23 protein-coding genes and 1 pseudogene are annotated in these 19,047 nt (G+C 62.6%); 6 read left to right on the top strand and 18 right to left on the bottom strand.

Going from position 1 to position 19,047, the window contains the following annotated elements:
- Positions 1–8: 8 nt before the first annotated feature.
- The 4 genes from IYY11_RS06790 to IYY11_RS06775 form a co-directional block, all read right to left on the bottom strand.
- Positions 9–152: a hypothetical protein gene (locus IYY11_RS06790; protein ID WP_196403162.1), complete on the bottom strand. Its 144-nt coding sequence runs from the start codon at positions 150–152 to the stop codon at positions 9–11.
- Positions 153–155: 3 nt separating this feature from the next.
- Complete coding sequence (locus tag IYY11_RS06785; protein ID WP_196403161.1) at positions 156–1,202, bottom strand: phytoene/squalene synthase family protein; 1,047 nt, start codon at positions 1,200–1,202, stop codon at positions 156–158.
- Positions 1,183–2,712: a phytoene desaturase gene (locus IYY11_RS06780; RefSeq protein ID WP_196403160.1), complete on the bottom strand. Its 1,530-nt coding sequence runs from the start codon at positions 2,710–2,712 to the stop codon at positions 1,183–1,185. Before IYY11_RS06780 ends, IYY11_RS06785 begins: the two co-directional genes overlap by 20 nt.
- 83 nt (positions 2,713–2,795) lie before the next feature.
- Positions 2,796–3,758: a PDR/VanB family oxidoreductase gene (locus IYY11_RS06775; RefSeq protein ID WP_196403159.1), complete on the bottom strand. Its 963-nt coding sequence runs from the start codon at positions 3,756–3,758 to the stop codon at positions 2,796–2,798.
- Between the two features lie 275 nt (positions 3,759–4,033).
- On the opposite strand from IYY11_RS06775, the gene IYY11_RS06770 reads away from it, so the two are divergent.
- Positions 4,034–5,689, top strand: coding sequence for a SagB/ThcOx family dehydrogenase (locus IYY11_RS06770; protein ID WP_196403158.1), 1,656 nt, complete (start codon positions 4,034–4,036; stop codon positions 5,687–5,689).
- On the top strand, positions 5,686–7,383 hold the full coding sequence (locus IYY11_RS06765; RefSeq protein ID WP_196403157.1) for an ATP-binding protein: 1,698 nt from the start codon (positions 5,686–5,688) through the stop codon (positions 7,381–7,383). Before IYY11_RS06770 ends, IYY11_RS06765 begins: the two co-directional genes overlap by 4 nt.
- Before the next feature lie 5 nt (positions 7,384–7,388).
- Here IYY11_RS06765 and IYY11_RS06760 read toward each other — a convergent pair whose 3' ends face one another.
- The 3 genes from IYY11_RS06760 to IYY11_RS06750 are packed head-to-tail and all read right to left on the bottom strand — an operon-like array spanning position 7,389 to position 8,304.
- Complete coding sequence (locus IYY11_RS06760) at positions 7,389–7,850, bottom strand: hypothetical protein (RefSeq protein WP_196403156.1); 462 nt, start codon at positions 7,848–7,850, stop codon at positions 7,389–7,391.
- Positions 7,847–8,065 carry a type II toxin-antitoxin system HicB family antitoxin gene (locus tag IYY11_RS06755; protein ID WP_018406811.1) on the bottom strand — a complete coding sequence of 73 codons (219 nt, stop codon included), beginning with the start codon at positions 8,063–8,065 and terminating at the stop codon, positions 7,847–7,849. The genes IYY11_RS06760 and IYY11_RS06755 overlap by 4 nt, the downstream gene beginning before the upstream one ends.
- A complete protein-coding gene (locus IYY11_RS06750; RefSeq protein WP_018406810.1) occupies positions 8,062–8,304 on the bottom strand; it encodes a hypothetical protein in 243 nt (80 codons plus the stop codon). Before IYY11_RS06750 ends, IYY11_RS06755 begins: the two co-directional genes overlap by 4 nt.
- An 80-nt stretch (positions 8,305–8,384) precedes the next feature.
- Here IYY11_RS06750 and IYY11_RS06745 point away from each other — a divergent pair, with 80 nt between their 5' ends.
- The 4 genes from IYY11_RS06745 (at position 8,385) to IYY11_RS06730 (ending at position 10,474) form a co-directional block, all read left to right on the top strand.
- Positions 8,385–8,717: a Rieske 2Fe-2S domain-containing protein gene (locus IYY11_RS06745; RefSeq protein WP_123174942.1), complete on the top strand. Its 333-nt coding sequence runs from the start codon at positions 8,385–8,387 to the stop codon at positions 8,715–8,717.
- Positions 8,718–8,772: 55 nt separating this feature from the next.
- Complete coding sequence (locus IYY11_RS06740; protein ID WP_196403155.1) at positions 8,773–9,087, top strand: hypothetical protein; 315 nt, start codon at positions 8,773–8,775, stop codon at positions 9,085–9,087.
- Between the two features lie 80 nt (positions 9,088–9,167).
- On the top strand, positions 9,168–10,037 hold the full coding sequence (locus IYY11_RS06735) for a xanthine dehydrogenase (RefSeq protein WP_196403154.1): 870 nt from the start codon (positions 9,168–9,170) through the stop codon (positions 10,035–10,037).
- 11 nt (positions 10,038–10,048) lie between these two features.
- Positions 10,049–10,474 (top strand): group II truncated hemoglobin, encoded by a 426-nt coding sequence (locus IYY11_RS06730; RefSeq protein ID WP_196403153.1) that lies wholly within the window; start codon positions 10,049–10,051, stop codon positions 10,472–10,474.
- 83 nt (positions 10,475–10,557) lie between these two features.
- Here the strand turns inward: IYY11_RS06730 and IYY11_RS06725 are convergent, their stop codons facing one another.
- The 11 genes and pseudogenes from IYY11_RS06725 to nifH form a co-directional block, all read right to left on the bottom strand.
- A complete protein-coding gene (locus IYY11_RS06725; RefSeq protein ID WP_196403152.1) occupies positions 10,558–11,172 on the bottom strand; it encodes a glutathione S-transferase family protein in 615 nt (204 codons plus the stop codon).
- A gap of 38 nt (positions 11,173–11,210) precedes the next feature.
- A complete protein-coding gene (locus IYY11_RS06720; protein WP_018406804.1) occupies positions 11,211–11,507 on the bottom strand; it encodes a ferredoxin family protein in 297 nt (98 codons plus the stop codon).
- 36 nt (positions 11,508–11,543) lie between these two features.
- Positions 11,544–12,851, bottom strand: a complete 1,308-nt coding sequence (locus tag IYY11_RS06715; RefSeq protein ID WP_196403151.1) for an FAD-dependent oxidoreductase — start codon at positions 12,849–12,851, stop codon at positions 11,544–11,546.
- Positions 12,852–12,862: 11 nt separating this feature from the next.
- A complete protein-coding gene (locus tag IYY11_RS06710; protein WP_196403150.1) occupies positions 12,863–13,966 on the bottom strand; it encodes an electron transfer flavoprotein subunit alpha/FixB family protein in 1,104 nt (367 codons plus the stop codon).
- 22 nt (positions 13,967–13,988) lie between these two features.
- Positions 13,989–14,831 carry an electron transfer flavoprotein subunit beta/FixA family protein gene (locus IYY11_RS06705; RefSeq protein WP_196400931.1) on the bottom strand — a complete coding sequence of 281 codons (843 nt, stop codon included), beginning with the start codon at positions 14,829–14,831 and terminating at the stop codon, positions 13,989–13,991.
- Between the two features lie 29 nt (positions 14,832–14,860).
- Positions 14,861–15,202 carry a nitrogenase stabilizing/protective protein NifW gene (nifW, locus tag IYY11_RS06700; RefSeq protein ID WP_196403149.1) on the bottom strand — a complete coding sequence of 114 codons (342 nt, stop codon included), beginning with the start codon at positions 15,200–15,202 and terminating at the stop codon, positions 14,861–14,863.
- Complete coding sequence (gene cysE / locus IYY11_RS06695) at positions 15,199–15,984, bottom strand: serine O-acetyltransferase (protein ID WP_246719722.1); 786 nt, start codon at positions 15,982–15,984, stop codon at positions 15,199–15,201. Before cysE ends, nifW begins: the two co-directional genes overlap by 4 nt.
- Before the next feature lie 26 nt (positions 15,985–16,010).
- Positions 16,011–17,210: a homocitrate synthase gene (nifV, locus tag IYY11_RS06690; RefSeq protein WP_196403148.1), complete on the bottom strand. Its 1,200-nt coding sequence runs from the start codon at positions 17,208–17,210 to the stop codon at positions 16,011–16,013.
- Positions 17,211–17,293: 83 nt separating this feature from the next.
- Positions 17,294–17,614: an iron-sulfur cluster assembly accessory protein gene (locus tag IYY11_RS06685; RefSeq protein ID WP_196403147.1), complete on the bottom strand. Its 321-nt coding sequence runs from the start codon at positions 17,612–17,614 to the stop codon at positions 17,294–17,296.
- A gap of 137 nt (positions 17,615–17,751) precedes the next feature.
- Positions 17,752–18,453: a nitrogen fixation protein NifQ gene (locus IYY11_RS06680; protein ID WP_196403232.1), complete on the bottom strand. Its 702-nt coding sequence runs from the start codon at positions 18,451–18,453 to the stop codon at positions 17,752–17,754.
- A 72-nt stretch (positions 18,454–18,525) separates the two neighbouring features.
- A pseudogene (gene nifH / locus IYY11_RS06675) lies at positions 18,526–19,047 on the bottom strand (nitrogenase reductase); the annotation flags it as partial.

The raw sequence follows: 19,047 nt of genomic DNA, 5'->3' as shown, positions 1-19,047 counted from the left end.
GCGCAAAATCAGCCTCTCTCGTCAGACTTCGACTGTTCGTCGCTCAGGCGCTTTCTTGCCTTCTCCAGCGCCCAAAGCTGCCAGACGCATAGACCGATGATCAGGCCGAAGGAAAAGACCATTTCGACAAGGCCGAAGTAGTCATCCAACATCTGCTAGTCGCCGTAGCGTTCGGCGCGCTCCAAACGTTCGAATATTTCGAGCACGCGCAGGAACTGCGGCACGGCGCCATTGTCTGCTCCGCGCAGCGGCCGGACCGGATGCCGCGCAACCGCTTCGATCAGAAACATCGCGGCGCCATGCGGCGGCAAAGGCGCGCCGCCTGAAAGCAGCGGCGACGCTGCACAGGCCTTTGCGACCAACGCCAGCTTGCGCGCGCCGCCGACGCGCGCGCGATGCGTGATCGAGTCGAGCGCGTAGCGCCCTTCGAGTTCGCAACCAATTTCGGCGTAAAGCATCGCAGCGGCGAGAATGGCAGGCCGGCATGAAAGAGGAAGTTGCGCGATGCCGCGCCGCGCGCGCGTATAGAGCGCGTCGGCTTCGCTTAGCAGCCGTCGAACGACACTCTTGAGCTCCGGCGTTGCGGCGGGACGCGCGAGGAACCCTTCAGGATCGACGCCCGCCTCGCGCAGCCAGCAAAGCGGCAGATAGAGCCGGCCGGCGCGCGCGTCCTCGCCGACGTCGCGCGCGATATTGGTCAGTTGCATGGCGATCCCGAGATCGCACGCCCGAGCCAATGTCTGCGGCTCGCGCACGCCTATCATCAACGTCATCATCACGCCGACGGTTCCGGCGACGCGCGCGGCGTAATCATGGAGTTCATCGAGCGTCTCATAGCGGCGCCCTTCGGCGTCCCAGGCGAGACCTTCGAGCAGCGCTTCAGGCACGGCGCGCGGAATGGCGTAACGGCGCACGAGATCCGCCATCGCGCGGTCCGCGGCGACGGGATACGGACGGCCCTCATAGGCGCCCGCCAATCGCTCCCGCAGCCGTTCCAAGGCGGAAAAGGAGCCGCCTTCGACATCAACCGCATCGTCCGAGAGACGACAGAAGGCGTAAAGCCCATAGGCAGGCGCGCGCACGCGACGCGGCAAGATCAGCGAAGCCGCAAAGAAAGAACGCGAGCCCTGTCGGATCGCCTCCCGGCAGGCGGCATGATCGCCTCGAGCGGCGAACGCGACGTCAGGCGAAAACGGATGCATCGGGCACCACCTTGTCGAGAATCCGCGCCGACGACAGAACGCCCGGCAGTCCGGCGCCGGGATGCGTGCCCGCCCCGACGAGAAAGAGATTGCGCACGTCCTCGCTCGCATTATGCGGACGAAACCATGCGCTTTGCGTCAGTATCGGCTCCAGTCCGAAGGCTGCGCCGTGGAAGGCGTTAAGTTCTGCTTCGAAATGCAACGGAGTCGCGACCCGCGAGGTGACGATTTCAGAAGCGAGGCCCGGCAAGACCGTCTCTTGGAGGTTCTGTTCAATTCTCTGGCGATAGCGCTCCGCGAGCGCTGACCAGTCCTGGCCGCCTTCGAGATTGGGCACCGGCGAAAGAACGTAAAATGTGTCGCAGCCCGGCGGCGCGAGCGTCGGGTCCGTCGCTGTCGGTCGATGCAGATACAGGCTGAAATCTTCGGCAAGGGTCTTGTGCTCGAAGATGTCTTTCAGCAGCTCGCGATAGCGCGGCCCGAGCAGAATTGTATGATGGGCGACGTCCTCATATCTGCGCCGCACGCCGAAATACCAGAGGAAAAGTCCCATCGAGTAGCTGGCGCGATCGAGCTTGCGATCGCTCCACCGACGCCGAGCGGACGCAGGCAAAAGATAGCGATAGGTCCAGGCTGAGTCCGCGTTCGAAACGACGATGTCAGAGTCGATGCGTTCGCCCGACGCCAATTGCACGCCCTTGGCGACGCCCTTCTCGACGATGATGGAGCCGACCTCCGCATTACAGCGCATCTCGCCGCCCTGACTTTCGATGAGTTTGACGAGCCCGGCGACAAGACTGCCCGTGCCGCCCATCGCGAAATGCACGCCCCAACGCTTTTCCAGCGCCGCGATCAGACAATAAATCGCGCTGGCGCGGAACGGACTGCCGCCGATGAGCAGCGGATGGAAGCTGAAGATTGTGCGCAACCGCTCGTCGCGAAAGAATTGCGACACGAGCCCATGGACGCTGCGGTAGCCCTGAAGGCTGATGAGATCGCCGGCGATGCGCGCCATGTCGAGCGGCGAGGAGAAGGGAACATCGCCAAGCTCTTCGAAGCCGATGCGACAGATCTCTCGGCTTTTGTCCATGAAGCGCGTGAAGCCCTCGACATCCCGCGGCGAGAAGCGGGCGACCTCGGCCTGCATCGCATCCATGTCGCCGCTGTAGTTGAAACAGGCGCCGTCGGCGAAACGGATGCGATAAAAGGGCGACATCGGCCGCAATTCGATATCGTCGGCCATCCGGCGCCCGCAGAGCGTCCAAAGCTCTTCGAAAAGGAAGGGCGCCGTGATGATCGTCGGCCCGGCGTCGAACGTAAATCCATCTTGACGATAGACAGAGGCGCGGCCACCGGGGGCATCGCGCTTTTCCAGAACGGTGACGCTGTAGCCGCGCGCGCCCAGCCGGATCGCGGCGGCAAGCCCGCCAAAGCCGCTGCCGATCACGGCGGCGCGGGGCTTCCTCCCGGTGGCCGCCGCCAAGCGGGGTCGCTCAGCCAGTGTCAACATAAGTAGACACTAGCGCGGTCAGGCGAAACGATCAAGGGTGTGCGATGGGCCGTGTCTACGCCATAAGGCGCCTGCGCGCAGCCTTACAAATTCAGCACCAGCAGATTGCTCTTGGCGCGCGAGACGCAGGCCAGAAAAAAGCCGTCCGCCTTTTCCTGATCGGAGAGACGCTTGTCGCGATGGTCCGGCTCGCCTTCGATGACCTGGATCTTGCAAGTTCCGCACATGCCCTGTTCGCAGGACGTGGGAATCTTGACGCCCTGCTCCTCGAGGAAAGCCGTGACGGTCTTGTCGCCGGGGACTTTATAAACGGCTCCGGTGCTGGCGATCTTGACTTCGAAGACCTTGTCGAGCACGGCCGGCGGCACTTTCGCGGTGAATCTTTCGACGTGGATCCGCTCCTTCGCCCAACCTTTCTGCTCGGCGAGGTGGATGATCGGATCCTGCCACCAATCCACGCCACAGATGAAGAGCTGCGTCTCTTCCGGTTGGTCCTGCAGAAGGGTCACTGGATTGAGCAGCTGATTGAGTTCGCTCGCCTCATAATAATATTTCGTATTCTCCGCGAAATTCGACGTCGCGATCATCTCGCTGAATGAACGCGGCGACATCATTGCGTAGACGTAGTGCAGATCGAAGGGAATGTCCTGGCGCTTGAGATGGTCGGCGATGCTCAGGATCGGCGTCACGCCGATGCCTCGCGCCATCAAGATCGCGCGTTTCGTTTGCCGCGGCACGCGAAACCGATTTCTCGGCAAGCCCACCTGCAATTTGTCGCCGACATTCACTTGCGTATGCAGCGCCTTGGAGCCGCCGCGACTGTTGGCGTCGTTCCACACGCCAATGACGTAGCGATGGCGTTCGGTGGCGCTGTTGCACAAGGAATATTGCCGCACCAAACCGCCGGGAAGCGTGACGTCGACATGCGCGCCAGGCGAGAAGGTCGGCAGTTCGGCGCCGGTGGAATCGACCAGTTCGAACGAGGCCATATTGTGGGCCTCCTCGCTCTTCTTGGCCACAATCACTTCACGCAGAGTTTCGTCCATCGCGTCGTCCGATCAAGATGCGGAACAGAGCGCAGAAAGTAGCAAGAAGCATACCCTTGGAGTCGCCGCAGACCTGAGCCCCGGCGAACCGACAATGTCACCTATCGGCCAAAAGTCCTGGGTTGCGTCTCCACTGTCGCGGTCTTGTGCGACATTCTTCCTCGCTATCTGGGCGCATTCCTTCCCGGGCCTGTAAAGGTCATTGATCTCGTTGGCTATTCTCAACCTACAAAACTGGGCGCCCTTCTTGAATTAGAAGTCGACGAGGAGACCGCATGGCTGACGCCGAAACCGAAATTCAGAGCCTGAAAGAACGCCCGCAGGACGCCGACGCTCTGCCAAGCGACATCCGCGGCTATCACAGGCGCACGAAACATGCCCCGACGCGCTACGCGCTTGGGCCGGCCTTTCTCGACTGGACCTCGCAGCCTTCGCCCTTCCGGCGCTTCGAGGGCGCGCCGCGCATCGAACTGCCGCTACGCGATCGCGAAGAGACCGCGCCTTTTCCCGGCCCCGCGCTGCGCGCCGCGCCGCTCGACCGCGTGGCGCTCGGCCTGTTCATGGAGCTCGGCTTCGGGATCAGCGCCTGGAAAAGTTACGAAGGCTCGACGTGGGCGCTTCGCAACAATCCGTCTTCCGGCAATCTACATCCGACCGAAGCCTATCTCCTCGCCAACGCCGCCGAGGGGCTCGGCGAGACCGCCGCGCTTTATCACTATGCGCCGGAAGATCATGCGCTGGAGCGGCGCGCTGATTTTGAAACGCCGCTCGTTCTGCCCGAGGGTGGCTTTCTGCTCGGACTGAGTTCCGTCCCCTGGCGCGAAAGCTGGAAATATGGCGAGCGGGCGTTTCGCTATTGCCAACTCGACGTCGGCCATGCGATCGGCGCCGCCGCGGAGGCCGCCGCCGCGCTGGGCTGGCGCGCGCGTCTTTTGTGCGAACCGGGCGACGCCGACATTGCGGCGCTGCTCGGACTCGATCGGCCGGACGCTTCTCATCGGCGCGAGGAAGAACATCCCGATGCGCTTCTGTGGATCGCCGCTGATGGGAACGCGCCTCCCGCCATTGACGTCTCCAACCTTGCGCGCGCGCCGCGAACCTGGTCGGGCGCGGCAAATCGCTTGAGCGACGACCACGACGGCTGGCCGCTCGTCGACCGCGCGACGCGGTTCTGCGTCAAGCCCCACACGCCGACATTGGAGCCCATGTCGCGCATTGCGCCCAAACCCGCCTTCCCGTTCCCGCTGCCGGACATCGGGCGCGTGGTGCGGCGTCGGCGCAGCGCGCAGCGTATGGACGGAATCGCCCGCCTCTCGCAGGAGGCGTTTTGCGCCATGCTGACGTCGACGCTTCTCGGCGCCGAGCCTTGCCTGGCGCCCTTCTCCTGGCCGCCGCGACTAAATCTGCTGCTCTTCGTGCATCGCGTCGAAGGCGTGGAGCCCGGACTCTATCTGCTGCAGCGCGACGCTGAAACCACGGCGCGGTTGCGCGAGATGTCGGCGCTGGCGTTGCTTTGGACGCCGATCGAGATCGGGCCGCTTAAACTCTTTCGCCTGCGGCAAGGCGCGGTCGAACGCGAGGCGAGCATGAACGCCTGTCGCCAGGCGATCGCCGGCAAGGGCTGTTTCGCCGTCGCGATGATCGCCGATTTCGATCGCACGCTTCAAGAGGACGGCGGCTTCGGCTATCGCCGGCTGCACTGGGAGGCCGGCGCGATCGGCCAGGCGCTCTATCTCTGGTCCAGCGCCATCGGCCTCTCCGGCACGGGGATCGGTTGCTTCTTCGACGACGAGATTCACGCGATGCTCGGTCTGTCGCCAGAGCAATACGCCTTTCAGGACGTCTACCACTTCACCGTCGGCGCCGCGCTGGAAGATCCGCGCATGCTGACGCTCCCCGCCTACCCCGACGAGATGCGCGAGCGAACATGAACATTCAAATTGAAAGGCCGCATGTCGAAGCGCTGATTGCGCGCTTTCCCGCCCATTCGGGGCTCTCGTCGCAACTGCGTTTCGGCGACAGAGTCGAACTCGATCTCGCGCATCTCTCTGGCGCCGAATTCGATTTCCTCGAGGAGCTGTATCAGCAATCGGGTCCCGAATTGCGCGCCAGAGCCGCGCAGCTTGCGACGCTGCGCTCGGCGCTCGAGTCGCAGGGCAAGCGCTTCGAAGCGGGCGATCTTGAGGACGTGTTGCCGGCGCTGGTCAAATATCTGATGACCGACGGGCTGCGCGGCTGGCTGTTCACGGCGAGCGTCGCCGCCAAGGCGCTGCCCTATGTCGTGACGCGCTTCGACTATGTGCCGACCTCCAATGACGAGGCCGGCAAAATCCTGGTGGAACTGAAGGCCAACGCCAAGGGCACGCTGCAAACGAATCTCATGCGCATCATGGCGCCCGATGTCGTCGGCCGAACGATCAGCGAAATCCTCGCCGCCAAGGGCTTCTTGCGCGAGACGCCGGCTTTGATCGAGGCCTTCGACGCGGCGAGCGAGACTTATTTTGATTGGCGCGGCCGCTATGGCGCGCAATTTTCCGGCAAGGGCTCCGGCTTTCACGCCGAAGATCCCAACGCCACGCATCGCGACACGGACTGGACGCGCAAGGACGTCATCGTGCTCTCGACGAGCGGCGGCGAGGCGCGCCTCGTCAATGACGAGGCGGTGCTCTCGGCGCGCAATCTGACGCTGGAGGCGCCGGGCGACGTGCTCGGGCATTTTCTGCGCAAGGCGGGCAAGAGCAACAATTTCTCCGGCGAGGACGAAATCGCCGAGCTGCGCGAACAGATTCCGCCGGGACTCTTCACGCAAGTTCCCGTGCATCCCTACATTCTGATGTTCCATCTCGATCTGCACCATCACGTCTGGGTGCATGTCGACGAGATGCGGCCTTATCGCTATCAGCCCGAGTTGAAGAGCAAGCTGGTGCTGCCGGAGGAGCAGACGGATCTCATCGACATTCTGACCGCCGAAATGGACGTGCTGATGGATGACATCGTCCAAGGCAAATCCGGCGGCACGACGGTTCTTTGCGCCGGCCCGCCCGGCGTCGGCAAAACGCTGACGGCGGAAGTCTATTCGGAAATCATCCAGCGTCCCTTGTACCGCGTGCATTCGGGACAACTGGGCCTCAACGTCGGCACGATGGAGACGGCGCTAAAAGAGATTTTGACGCGCGCCCAGCGCTGGGGAGCGGTGATGCTGATTGACGAGGCGGACGTCTATATCAAGCGCCGCGACGACAACATCGCGATGAACGCCGTCGTCGGCGTTTTCCTGCGCGTCCTCGAATATTTCAATGGTCTGCTCTTCCTGACGACGAACCGCGTCGACGACATCGACGAGGCGATCGTCTCGCGCTGCATCGCGCTGATCAAATACAACCCGCCAGACGCTGACGCGAAGCGCCGGATCTGGCGCGTGATGACCGAGCAATTCGCGCTCAACGTCGATGACGCGCTCATCGACGACCTCGTTGAGATTTTCCCTGCCGCCACGGGCCGCGACATAAAGGGGTTGGCGAAGCTCACGGCGAAGTTCTGCCACCAGAAGAATGTGCCGCCGAGCGTCGCCGTTTTCCGCCGCTGCGCGATCTTCCGCGGCCTCGACACGGCGCATGCGGCGTAGCAGACTCAGTCGTCGAATCCGCCGGACAGTCGCTCGCGCCAGCGTTCGCGAAAGGCGCTCGCCACATTCTCGCTCGCAAAGACGACCTCGATCGACCATTCCGTGGTGCGCGTATCGTCGGGCCACGTCCGTTCCGCGCTACGCCAGAGGATGTCTGGCCAGTCAGGATTGCGCTGCGGCTTGCCGCTCTCGCGCGACGAGGGCCGGCCGACGCGCGCAATCAGCCAATCCATGATTTCCGGCCGAAAAGCGGCGCCAAAAAACAACCCGTGCCGACCCATGCGGTCGGGCGTGCGAAAGATGCGCTGATTGAGCCAGGCGAAGGCAGGCGGATCAGGATCATTGTGAAAGCAACGCAGCGCCAGCAGCCGGAACCCCATCGGAACGGAAAGCGCCGGCACAGCGTTGACGCAGCCCGCAGACTCCTGCAACGCCGCCGTGGCGGAGCCATGATGTTCCGTCCTCACGCGCTCTCCCCCCGCGCCTCTGGCGGCGGCCGGTCGACCGCCTTTAGCGCATCGAGCACGGCGATCAGCGCGCGGCGCCCATCCTCCACCGCCTCCGCCTCGGTGCCGCCGACGCCAAAGCAGCCGGGAATCTCTGGATAAGACAGCACGTAATAGCCGCCCTCCTCTGGCGGTCCGCGGCCGAGCTCGGTTCGATAGACGGGCGCCTCGCTCATTTGTCCAACTCATCCATGAGGTCTACCATCGCGACGAAGGCCTTCACGTGAACGCTTCTCACCTTCGCCTTCATCGGGATGGCGACGCAATTGGGCACGGAAGGATGCGTGAACACGACATGCGTTCCCGTCACCTTGCGGAACTTGATCGCATATTGCGAGGCGGTGATTTCAAAATCGGCGGGCGTCCAGGCGCCGCCCGGATCATTGCGAAACGCCTCCAAGCGCTTGTTATGCACGGCGTCGCCTCCCATCCGTCCCGGCTCGAATCTTGCTCGCCGTCGATGCAAATTCGCAGCCAGCAGCACGGAGCGCCTTCATGTTTGTTCGCGTCTGCAAGGAAGACACCCTCATGGAGGGCGGAATGCGCGTGGTTATCGCCGACGCGCAACTCATCGTTCTCGCCTGGCCGGAAGACGGCGTCGTAAAGGCGTTTCAGGGAGTCTGTCCGCACACCAACGCTCCCTTGGCGGACGCCGATTTCGATGGGACGACGCTGACCTGTCCGCTGCATTTCTGGTCGTGGGACATGAACAGCGGCCAACCCACCCACGAGCACGCGACGCCGCTCGCCGAATATCCGGTGCGGATCGAAGACGGCGTCGTCTACATCGACGCCGAAGGCGTCGCGCCGATCTTCGCAGAACCCTGAACAACGCTGGTCCGCATATTGCGAGACCGCGATCACGCAAGGAAGGTGGGCGAGCATGGCGGTGGATCTGAAGACCGATTGGACGAATGACGATCTCGCCAGGCTGATGGCGTCCGTCGAAGACGACCGCGACTGGCGTCTCGAGGTCAGCGCCGCGGGAGTCGCCGATCTTAGCGACAAGACCGCCAATCCCACCGGCGCCGACTACGACGAGACGCTGCACTGCTTCTTCGAAACCTGGATGCAGGGAACTGATTTCGTCGGCGTCTCGGCCGCCGCCGACAAGACACTCGTCGGAAAGATCGCGAACGCCTTGCGCGAAAATTATCCCGGACTGAAGGCGGGGAAGTTCGTTTACGTGGCTTTGTAGCGCATTCGGCGACGCAGCGAAGACGCGCGTCGCTTCAGTCGCTGGCGTGCGTCTTGCTTTCGCTGGGGCGCGGGGGGACGATGACACACGTGCGATTCTGCGAATTTCTGTCCAAGCGAAGCGCCCCCTTCGTGATCGTTTTGGGCGCGAATGAGATTGCTTCGGCGGTGGCTGCGCGTCTGACGCGGGAAGGCTACCGCGTCGTGCTCAGTCACGACCCTTACCCGCCCGTCATTCGGCGTGGCATGTCGTTCCACGACGCTCTTTTCCAAGATCGCGCCGAGGTCGACGGCATTCAGGGCTACCGCGGCGAGACTGCGCTGGAAATCGTACGGGTGTTGACGGTAACCGGCGTCGTCGCGGTGACCTCGCTGCAACTGACCGATCTCCTCGCGCTCCGCACCCCCGACGTGTTGATCGACGCGCGAATGCAAAAGAACCGCATGACGACCAATCTGCGCAAGATCGCCAATCTCGCCATCGGCCTCGGCCCGCATTTCGCCGCCGGCTTGAACTGCGACGTCGCCATCGAGACGCATCCCGACCATGCCGGCGACCTCGTCGAAACCGGCGAAACTCGGCCCAACGACCACCTTCCGCGCTATCTTGGCGGCGTCGGCCGCGGCCGCTTCGTCTATTCCGCCCGAGATGGCGTTTGGCGCACGCCGCTCGACGTTGGCGCCAGAATCTTCAAGGACTACCTCCTCGGGCTCCTCGACGGTCACCGCGTCCTTTCGCCGATGGACGGCTTCCTGCGTGGCATTGCGCGCGACGGGGTCGTCGTGCCGCAAGATGTCAAACTCGTCGAGGTCGATCCGCGCGGGCGCGCCTCGACTTGGACAGGCACCGACGAATATGGGCGCGCCATAGCGGACGCCGCCTATCGCGTGATCGCCAAAGCGGCCCACACACGCCATTGGACACGGCCCCTTACCGTATCCTATCACTGAGGCTCGAGGCCGTGACGACGACCACTATCGACCATACCGTATCCATATTCGATCGCATCGGCGGCTTCGACACGGTCGACCGGCTTGTCGAAACCTTCTACCGCAACATGGACGAGTTACCGGAAGCGCGCGGCATACGCGCCGTTCACGCGGACGATCTTGGACCGACGCGCGCCATTTTGAAGGTCTATCTGGCCGAATGGCTCGGCGGCCCCAAGGATTATTCCGCCAAGAAGGGGCATCCGCGCCTGCGCATGCGGCATAGCCATTTGCGCATCGGTCCGGCCGAGCGCGACGCCTGGATGCTGTGCATGAACGGCGCGCTGGATACGACGATCGAAGACGTCGGCATACGTGAAGGCCTGCGTGAAAATCTCGCAAAGCTGGCCGACTGGATGCGCAACGATCCGGATAATGCGCATGACAAGCGCCATTGAGCGCGGCGGCTGCATCACTCAATGTTGATGCTGAGGAAACGAAGAAAACTGCGCCGCCTATCAGCTGAAGTGCGCAATTTGAATCAGCGATAGCCTTCTTCAGCGAGCACCTGACGCACGGCCGGGCGCGTTTTCATAAGCGCGTAATGCGCCTGGCAATTGCGCGGCAGCGTCATGCCCGTCTTGTCGGCCCAAAACTCCACATAGAACAGCGCCGCGTCGGCGACCGAAAAGCCGCCGGCGACATAGTCCTTTCCCGCGAGTTCCGTATCGATCGCGATCAGCGCCGAGACGACGATTTCGCGTCCTTCGGCCTTGATCGCCTCGATGTCGGCCTGCCGCCCGGCGTAGCGCTCCGGCGTGAACACGCGTCGAAAGCCTTCGCCATGAATATGCTGAACGCAAAAATGCATGGCGGCCAATGCCGCTTCGCGCGCCTCCACGCTCTCCGGCAGGAGCTTGCGGCGCGGATAGGTCTGCGCAAGCCATAGGGCGATGGAGTGAAAATCCGTCAGCGCGACGCCGTCATCGCGCAACAGAGTCGGGATCGTCCCATGCGGGTTGATCGCCAGATAGTCCGGCTTGAGGTGATCGCCCTTGACCAGATTGACGATATAAGCCTCGAACACCAGCCCGATCTCTTCGAGCAGGATGTGTATGCCCGTGGAACAGGATCCGGGCGTCATATAGAATTTCATTCCCGGCTCGCCTTGCGCGGCTGATCGGCGTCGATGATTTAGCCGAATTTGAACAGCACGCCGTAGCCGCCGCGCGGATAGTTCCATTCGATGTCGCCGCTCGGCTCGGCGATGATCCGGCAGGTGCCGCATTCGACGCAGCCGTCGGTCGTGATCTCGACCTGCCCGGTCGAGTTCATTTCATAGCAGTGCGCCGGACAGACGTTTACCAGACTGAGCAGTTGCGGCGAAGGCGTGGTGTGCGGACGCACCTTGATGTGGGCGCGGCCGGCGTCGACGAGATAGCGATTGAGGTAAAGCTTGTCCTCCACCCGGACCGCTGCTTCTGCGCTCATTGTCCTACTCCGTTGCTAGAGGGGCATCGCGCCCAACTACCTCCACGCGCGCGCCAGCCGAAAGGCGTCGCCGACCAGTCCGGTCAGCGAACGCGCCGCCAGGAAGGAGCGGAACGTGGTCTTCTCTTTTTCCCGCTTCGTCGTGCCGTCGACGCGCAGGAAATTCGTCATCGCCTTCGAGACGAGCTGCGGATAGGTCAGGAAGAAGTTCTGCGCCTGAATGTGAAGCAGATCCGGCATGTCGCGATATTTCTTCAAATCCTTCATGACGAAGGACTCGTCGAGCATCTTCTTGTAGAGCGCCAGATTCTCCTTGGTCATCGGATCGCGGCGCGATTTGATCTGAAAGATCGCTTCCGCGGCGATCCGTCCGGAGGTCATCGCCAGATTTGAGCCTTCGCGATGGATGGCGTTGTTCAACTGCGCGGCGTCGCCAACGACGACCCAGCCGTCGCCAAAGAGCTGCGGGATCGCCTTGAAGCCGCCTTCGGGGATCAGATGCGCGGCGTATTCCTTGACTTCAGAGCCTGCGATGAGCGCCGCCACCGATGGATGCTGCTTGAACTTTTCCAGCAGTCCGTACGGCGTCTGTCCCGTCTTCTCGAAGTCCGCGACGAGACAGCCGATGCCAAGCGAGATCGACTCCTTGTTGGTGTATATGAAGCCCATCCCGGTCATGCCTTGCGAGATGGTGCCGACCGCCTCGATGACCGCGCCTTCGTCGCCGCGCAGATTGAAGCGGGCTTCCAGAGTTTCCTGCGGGAGGAAGTGCATTTCCTTCACCGCCAGAGCGACATTGCTCTTGTCGGGCGTCTTGCGCAGGCCGGCTCTTGTGCCGAGCAGCCCGCTCACGCCTTCCGCCAGCACGACAACGTCCGCGCCAACCTGTCCGTTCTTGCGGTCCGTGCGCACGCCAATGACTTTTCCATAGGCGTCCTGCAGCAACTCCAGGACCGTGGTTTCGCACAGCACGACCGCGCCGGCCTCCTGAACCTTCTTGGAGAACCATTTGTCGAATTGCGCGCGGATGATCGTGTAGCGGTTGGGACGCTCCTCGTTGAATTCGTCCGAACGATAATGGAGTCCCGTATGGGAGTTGTCGTCCATCATCCAAAAGCGCTGCTCGACGAGATGGCGCTCCAGCGGCGCGTCCTCGCGGAAATCCGGGATAAGCTTCTCCAGCATGTCGGAATAGAGGATCGCGCCCTGCACATTCTTGGAGCCGGAATATTCGCCGCGCTCCAACTGCAGGACTTTAAGTCCCTTGCGCGCCAGGGTCAGGGCGGCGGCGTTGCCGGCCATGCCGGCGCCGACGACAATCGCATCGAATCTTTCTTCGATCATGCCTATCTCCCCTAGCTCGCTAGACGGTCGCGCTGATGCGGAGACAATCGTTTCGAGAACGCTTCCGTGAGTGCAGGCAAAAGCCGTACCGCGTCGGTGACGATTCCAACATGAGCGAAATCGAAGATTGGCGCATTCTTGTCGGTGTTGATCGCGACGATGTAGTCCGCGCCCTCGACGCCGACGCGATGCTGGATCGCGCCGGAAATGCCCGCGGCGATATAAAGTTTGGGCCGTATCGTCTTACCGGTCTGGCCGATCTGCCGGTCAGAGCTGACCCATCCCTTTTGCACCAGCGGGCGCGAACAGCCGAATTCCGCGCCGATCGTGCTCGCCAGCTGACGGATGAGCTGGAAGTTTTCCGGAGAGCCGAGGCCGAGGCCGCCCGCGACGACCACGTCGGCGAAAGCCAGGTTGGACTTTGTCGAATCGCGGTCGGGCAGAAAGGACAACACTTTCGTGACAATGTCGTCTTCCACCAAGCCGAGCGGATGTTCGATCACGCGGCCGATCGGCTTTTCGACGCGCTCCGGCATCGGCATCACGCGCGGGCGCACGGTCGCCATTTGCGGGCGATAGTTGAGCGTGAAGATCGTGCAGAGCAGCGAGCCGCCGAACGTCGGACGCGTCGCCGCGAGCGAACCTTCCGCATCGACGTCCAGTTCCGTACAATCGGCGGTAAGGCCAGTCAGCAGCGTCGTCGCCACCGAGCCGGCAAGATCGCGCCCCAAAATCGTCGCGCCCAGCAGCAGGATTTCCGGCTGATAGGCGTTGACGAGATCGGTCATCGCTTTGGTGTAGCTCTCATTGCGGTAATCCATGAGGATATCGTCCGCGACGAGATAGGCGAGGTCTGCGCCATAGTTGAAGCTTTCCCGCACGACCGCCTGCGTGGCCTCGTTGCGCGCGCCGACGACGACCGCGGCGAGATTGACGCCGAGCTTATCGGCGAGAATCCGCCCCGCGCCCATCAGCTCCCAAGACACGGGATGCGCTTGTCCCCGCTCCTGCTCGATGAAGACCCAGACGTGCTTGTAGGCTTTGAGATGTTCAGGCAGCTCTTTTTTCGCCGCCGCGCGCCCCGCCGGAGCAGGAGCTTTTGCCTTATCGTTCATGTGTCGCGCTCCTGTTTCAAGATCAATAGCCGCGCGTCAATTGTCCGAGCTCGGATTCGAGTTTCGGCCGGCGCTTGAACAATTCATCGACGAAGGCGTCCCCCGGCTTGTCGCCGAGTTCGATGAACTGGGCCTTTTCCGCACGCGGCTTCGGCGCGAAGACGCGCTTGACAATCGTCGGCGAGCCGCGCAGTCCGCATTTGGTGATGTCCTCGACGCCGGCGTCCTGCGCGCTCCATTTGATGATCGTCGCGCGCGCCGCCGTCAAAGCATCGCTCAGCGAACCAATGCGCATCTCGTTGACGCCCTCGAGGACGGAGATCAGGCAGGGCATTTTACTGCGCAGTTTCTGAACGCCGCCTTCGCTGCGCCGCTCGACGTCGATCGTTCCCGCCTCAAGATCGACGTTGTCGATATGCGAGACATAAGTGAGCTGCATCAGGCCGAGCCGCTTGGCGACGCCGGGACCGACCTGCGCCGTGTCGCCGTCGATCGTCTGCTTGCCGGTGAAGACGACGTGCGGCGGGCCAAACTCCACGCCGATCTTGCGGATCGCCGTCGCTAGCGCATATGTCGTCGCCAGCGTGTCGGCGCCGGCGAAGAAGCGGTCGGTCAACAGCACCGCGCGATCGGCGCCAAAGGTGAGCGCCTTGCGCAGGCTGTCCTCGGCGGAAGGCGGACCCATGGTGAGAATGGTGACCGCGCCGCCGAATTTTTGGCGCAGTCGCAACGCTTCTTCGATCGCGAACAGATCATATGGGTTGATGATCGTCGGAACGCCCTGGCGCATGATCGTGTTGGTCACCGGGTGAACGCGGATCTGCGCCGAGTCGGGCACTTGCTTCATGCAGACGACGATATGCATTCGAGTTGTCCCCGTTGATCCCTAAGCGTTCACTTCAGAACGTTGAGCTGCACCAATGACGGCGGCGCCGCCGGCTTGACGGCGTCTTTGTGAACCTTGAACAGACGTTCGTCGATCGGCGTCGATTTCAGGAAGTCCTGATAGGCGCGCTCCAAGAAGTCCTTGCAGCGCTGGGTCACCGTCGCGTCGTCCAGCTCGGCTAGATCCTCGCTGAAGAGATATTGTCCCATGCGCCGCAGAATATGCAGGCGCGCGACATTGACCACTTTCGGATCATATTCGACGCCAAGCAGCGCGAAGAACTCTTCGGCGCAGGACGCCGTTTTCAATTGCTCCAGAACGGCGGGCTCCGACATTTTGGTCTCCTTCATATGATTTCCACCGGTTCCGTCTTTGGCGCGGCGCCATCAGCGGCTGTGACGGTCGACTGGCGTTCCCGCAGACGCCTTTGCAGATGCGACACGCGCGTCTCCAAAAACTCGACGCGATCGAGCAGGACCGAGAATGCCTCGCCGACCGGATCCGGCATCAGATGGTGATTGAGGTTGATGCGGCCATCGAATGTGCAGCGGCCGACGTCGCGATGCACGATCTTCGCCGGAATTCCGACCACCGTCGCATCGCGCATCACACTTTCGATCACGACGGAATTGGCGCCGACCCGCGCGTTGCGGCCGATCGTGATGGGACCGAGAATCTTCGCGCCAGCGCCGATGATCACTTCGTCTTCCAGCGTCGGATGGCGCTTGCCCGGCGACCAGGAGACGCCGCCGAGCGTCACGCCGTGATAGAGCGTCACGTCGTCGCCGACGACCGCCGTTTCGCCGATGACGACGCCGGCGCCATGGTCGATAAAAAAGCGTCGGCCAATCGTCGCGCCGGGATGAATGTCGACGTTGGTCAGAAAGCGCGCGAACCAGGAGAGGAGACGCGCCCAGAAGCGATGATCGTTGATCCACAGCCAATTGGCGAGGCGATGCCAGATGACCGCGTGCAGCCCGGGATATGTGAGCAGCGTCTCGAAGCGTCCGCGGGCGGCTGGATCGCGTGTCGCCACGCACGCCAGATCCTCGCGGATCAGTTGCAAGCGCGTCGGCTCGGGCGCCGAGGTCGCCGCCGTCGCCGCCTTAGCCTGCGTTGCCTGGTTGGTCATTGTGGCGACTCGTTCGAACATGACGCTCACATGCCTCTCGCGTGAGTGCTCGCGCAGACGCTGCGCCAGATCGAGGTCAAGGCCTCGCCGCTGACCGGCCCTTTGTGATCAAGCGCATGGGCGCGCACGCAGGAGACGATCTCGCCGAGCTCCTCGACACTGACCTCTAAATCCAGCTGCCGCAGTATCGCGGTGACGGCCGCCGAGCCGGAATGCTTGCCGATGACGATCTCATGCGCGCGCCCGAGCATGCTCGGATCGAAGGCTTCATAGGTGCGGGGGTCCTTGAGCAGCCCATCGACGTGAATGCCGGACTCATGTGTGAAGACGTGCTCGCCGACGATGGATTTGTTGAGCGGGATCGGCCGACGCGCCGCGGCGGAGACGAGCGCCGCGACGTTGCGCAATTCGGTGAGCACAATCCCGGTTTCATATTTGTGCAACTGACGCGCCGCCACGGCGACTTCCTCGAGCGGCGCATTGCCGGCGCGCTCTCCGAGCCCCATCACGGTGACCGAAGCATGCGTCGCGCCTGCCTTGATGCCAGCCAGGGTATTGGCGGTGGCGAGACCCAGATCGTCATGACAATGGATTTCGATTTCAAGATCGCTCTGCGCGCGCAGTTTAGCGATCAGATCGAAAGCGGCGAAAGGATCAAGCACGCTCAACGTGTCCGCGACCCGGAATCGGCGAGCGCCGGCGGCGCGCGCGACCGCCATCGTCTCCATCAGGAATTCTGGTTCGGCGCGCGAGGAATCTTCGCCGCCGACCGCGACGTCGAGCCCCTTGTCGCGTGCGTAAGCGACGACGCGCCGCGTCATCTCCAGCGCCTGGGCGCGCCCGCCGCGCAATTTCGCACGTATCTGCGTCTCGGAGACGGGTACGGAAAGATTGACCATCGAAACGCCCGTCGCCAGCGCGGCATCGACGTCCTCGACGCGCATTCGGCACCAGGCGATGGCGCGCAACGGCAATTGGGCGTCGACGATCGCTCGGATCATCGCGATCTCCACGCCGCCCATCGCCGGCGTTCCGGCTTCGAGTTCAGTGACGCCAGCGCGCGCCAAGGCGCGTGCGATTTCGAGCTTTTCTTCGCAGGTGAAAGCGACGCCGGGGGCCTGTTCGCCGTCCCGAAGCGTGGTGTCGTTCAACACCACATCCAGCGCTCTCTGCGTCGGCGACGCGACGGGAGGGAGCCAACTCTTTCGGGGCACATATGTCGTCATCGGCTCATACGAACGCTCGAGGCGCCCGCTTCTATGCAACCAAGAAACAACCGCACAATCGCTTCACGCATCCGGGCGCTCCTTCAGTTGAAGGATTTTTGACAGCCGCAGGTGGAGCTTGCGTTGGGATTCTCGAAGGTGAAGCCGGAGCCGGCGAGATCCTGGCGAAAGCCGAGCGTCATGCCTTCGAGGCGCGGACGCGAGGCCGGATCGATCAGCACGCGTACGCCGTCCGCCTCGACGACGATGTCGTCGCTTCTCTGCTGAGGATCAAGATCGACGACATATTCGTAGCCGGCGCAGCCGCCTTCCTTGACCAGGATGCGCAGACCACCCTCTCGTTGAGAGGCCCGCGCCATCGCATCCTTTACCGCGGCGACGGCTGCCTGCGAGACCGTGATCATACTGGAGCCTCCGAGATGAACTTGCCTGTGCCTGTATCAAGCAATCGACATGCCATCGCTAACGCGGGCAAAAACCGCCAGTCCGACCAGCAAATTATGAGATTGTCGAAAACTCGACAAAAGTTGTTCGAATGAACTTACACTGTCTGTTCGGCGGACGTCGCGGGCGATTGCGCCGCCGATGCGACGCGGCTCGTCCCTGTTTCCGCGCCATAGCAGAGTGCGTAATCCGCGCAGTTCGAGCACACCGGCGTGCTGCACATGACGAAACCGTCGTTCTCGCACATCATGCGGTAGATGAATCGCTTCCAACGCATGTTCTTGTCATTGCGCCGCGCAAGCGGCGCGAAATGGCGCGCGATCAGCCGCGTCAGTTCCGTTCTGTCGCGAAGCCCGAGGTCCTCCCAAAGATGGTTGGGCTCCATGGCGCGGCGCGCGATCATCGCGGCGAGCCAGCGGCCGTGGTCCCCATCGCTGGAGCGATTTTCAAGAAGCAGATCTCGCACAATTCCGATTTCGTCGGCGTCGACGACACTCGCCTCGTGGTCGCCAGACGATTCAATGCTTCGAGCGAGAAACCAATGAGAAAAGAGATCGCCGAGTTCAGTGTCCGTCAGACCGGCTTGCGCCGCGAGACTTCCGCCCTCGCTCGACGCTAAGGCGAGGATTGACGCCAGAACGTGGCGGTCGAAATGCGCGTCGCCATCGATGTTCGCCGCCTCGGGCAAAACTCCCGTCAGGTCGCGATACACGCGCGCAGCGTCAGTAACGCTTCGCCCGTTCTCCGTCACCGCAGATGCGTAGCCGCCGCTGTCGATATTCGGGAATGCGCGCACCATCACGTCACGCTCCGCTGACAACATAACGTCGACCTCCCGCGTGCGGGAGGTCGACGCTCATGCGTTGACGGGTTAGGCGATCGCCTGGAGTTCGGACGCGGTCTTGCCGATCTGGCTCTCATCGACCGCCTTCATGATGCCGTGCTCCATCAGCATGTCTTCGAGCTCGTCCATCGTGATCGGCGTCGGAATGATGCCCTTGCCCTGGTTGGCGTGGATCTTCACCGCGAGATTGCGGTAATGATTCGCCTGCTCGGACTCCGGCGCATATTCCAGCACCGTCATGCGGCGCAGCTCGGCGTGCTGCACGATATTGTCGCGCGGCACGAAGTAGATCAGCGTCGTGCCGAGCTTCTTCGCCAGAGCTTCCGCAAGCTCGAGCTCCTTGTCGGTCTGACGCTCGTTGCAGACCAGACCGCCCAGGCGCACGCCGCCGGAATTGGCGTATTTCAAAATGCCCTTGGAGATGTTGTTGCCGGCATACATGGCCATCATCTCGCCGGACATGACGATGTAGATTTCCTGCGCCTTGTTCTCACGGATCGGCATGGCGAAACCGCCGCAGACCACGTCGCCGAGAACATCGTAGGACAC

The sequence above is a fragment of the Methylocystis sp. H62 genome (genome assembly GCF_015709515.1).
Lineage (GTDB): Bacteria > Pseudomonadota > Alphaproteobacteria > Rhizobiales > Beijerinckiaceae > Methylocystis.
Note: the sequence above shows the minus strand (reverse complement) of the source record. Positions and strands in the feature narration are given on the sequence as shown.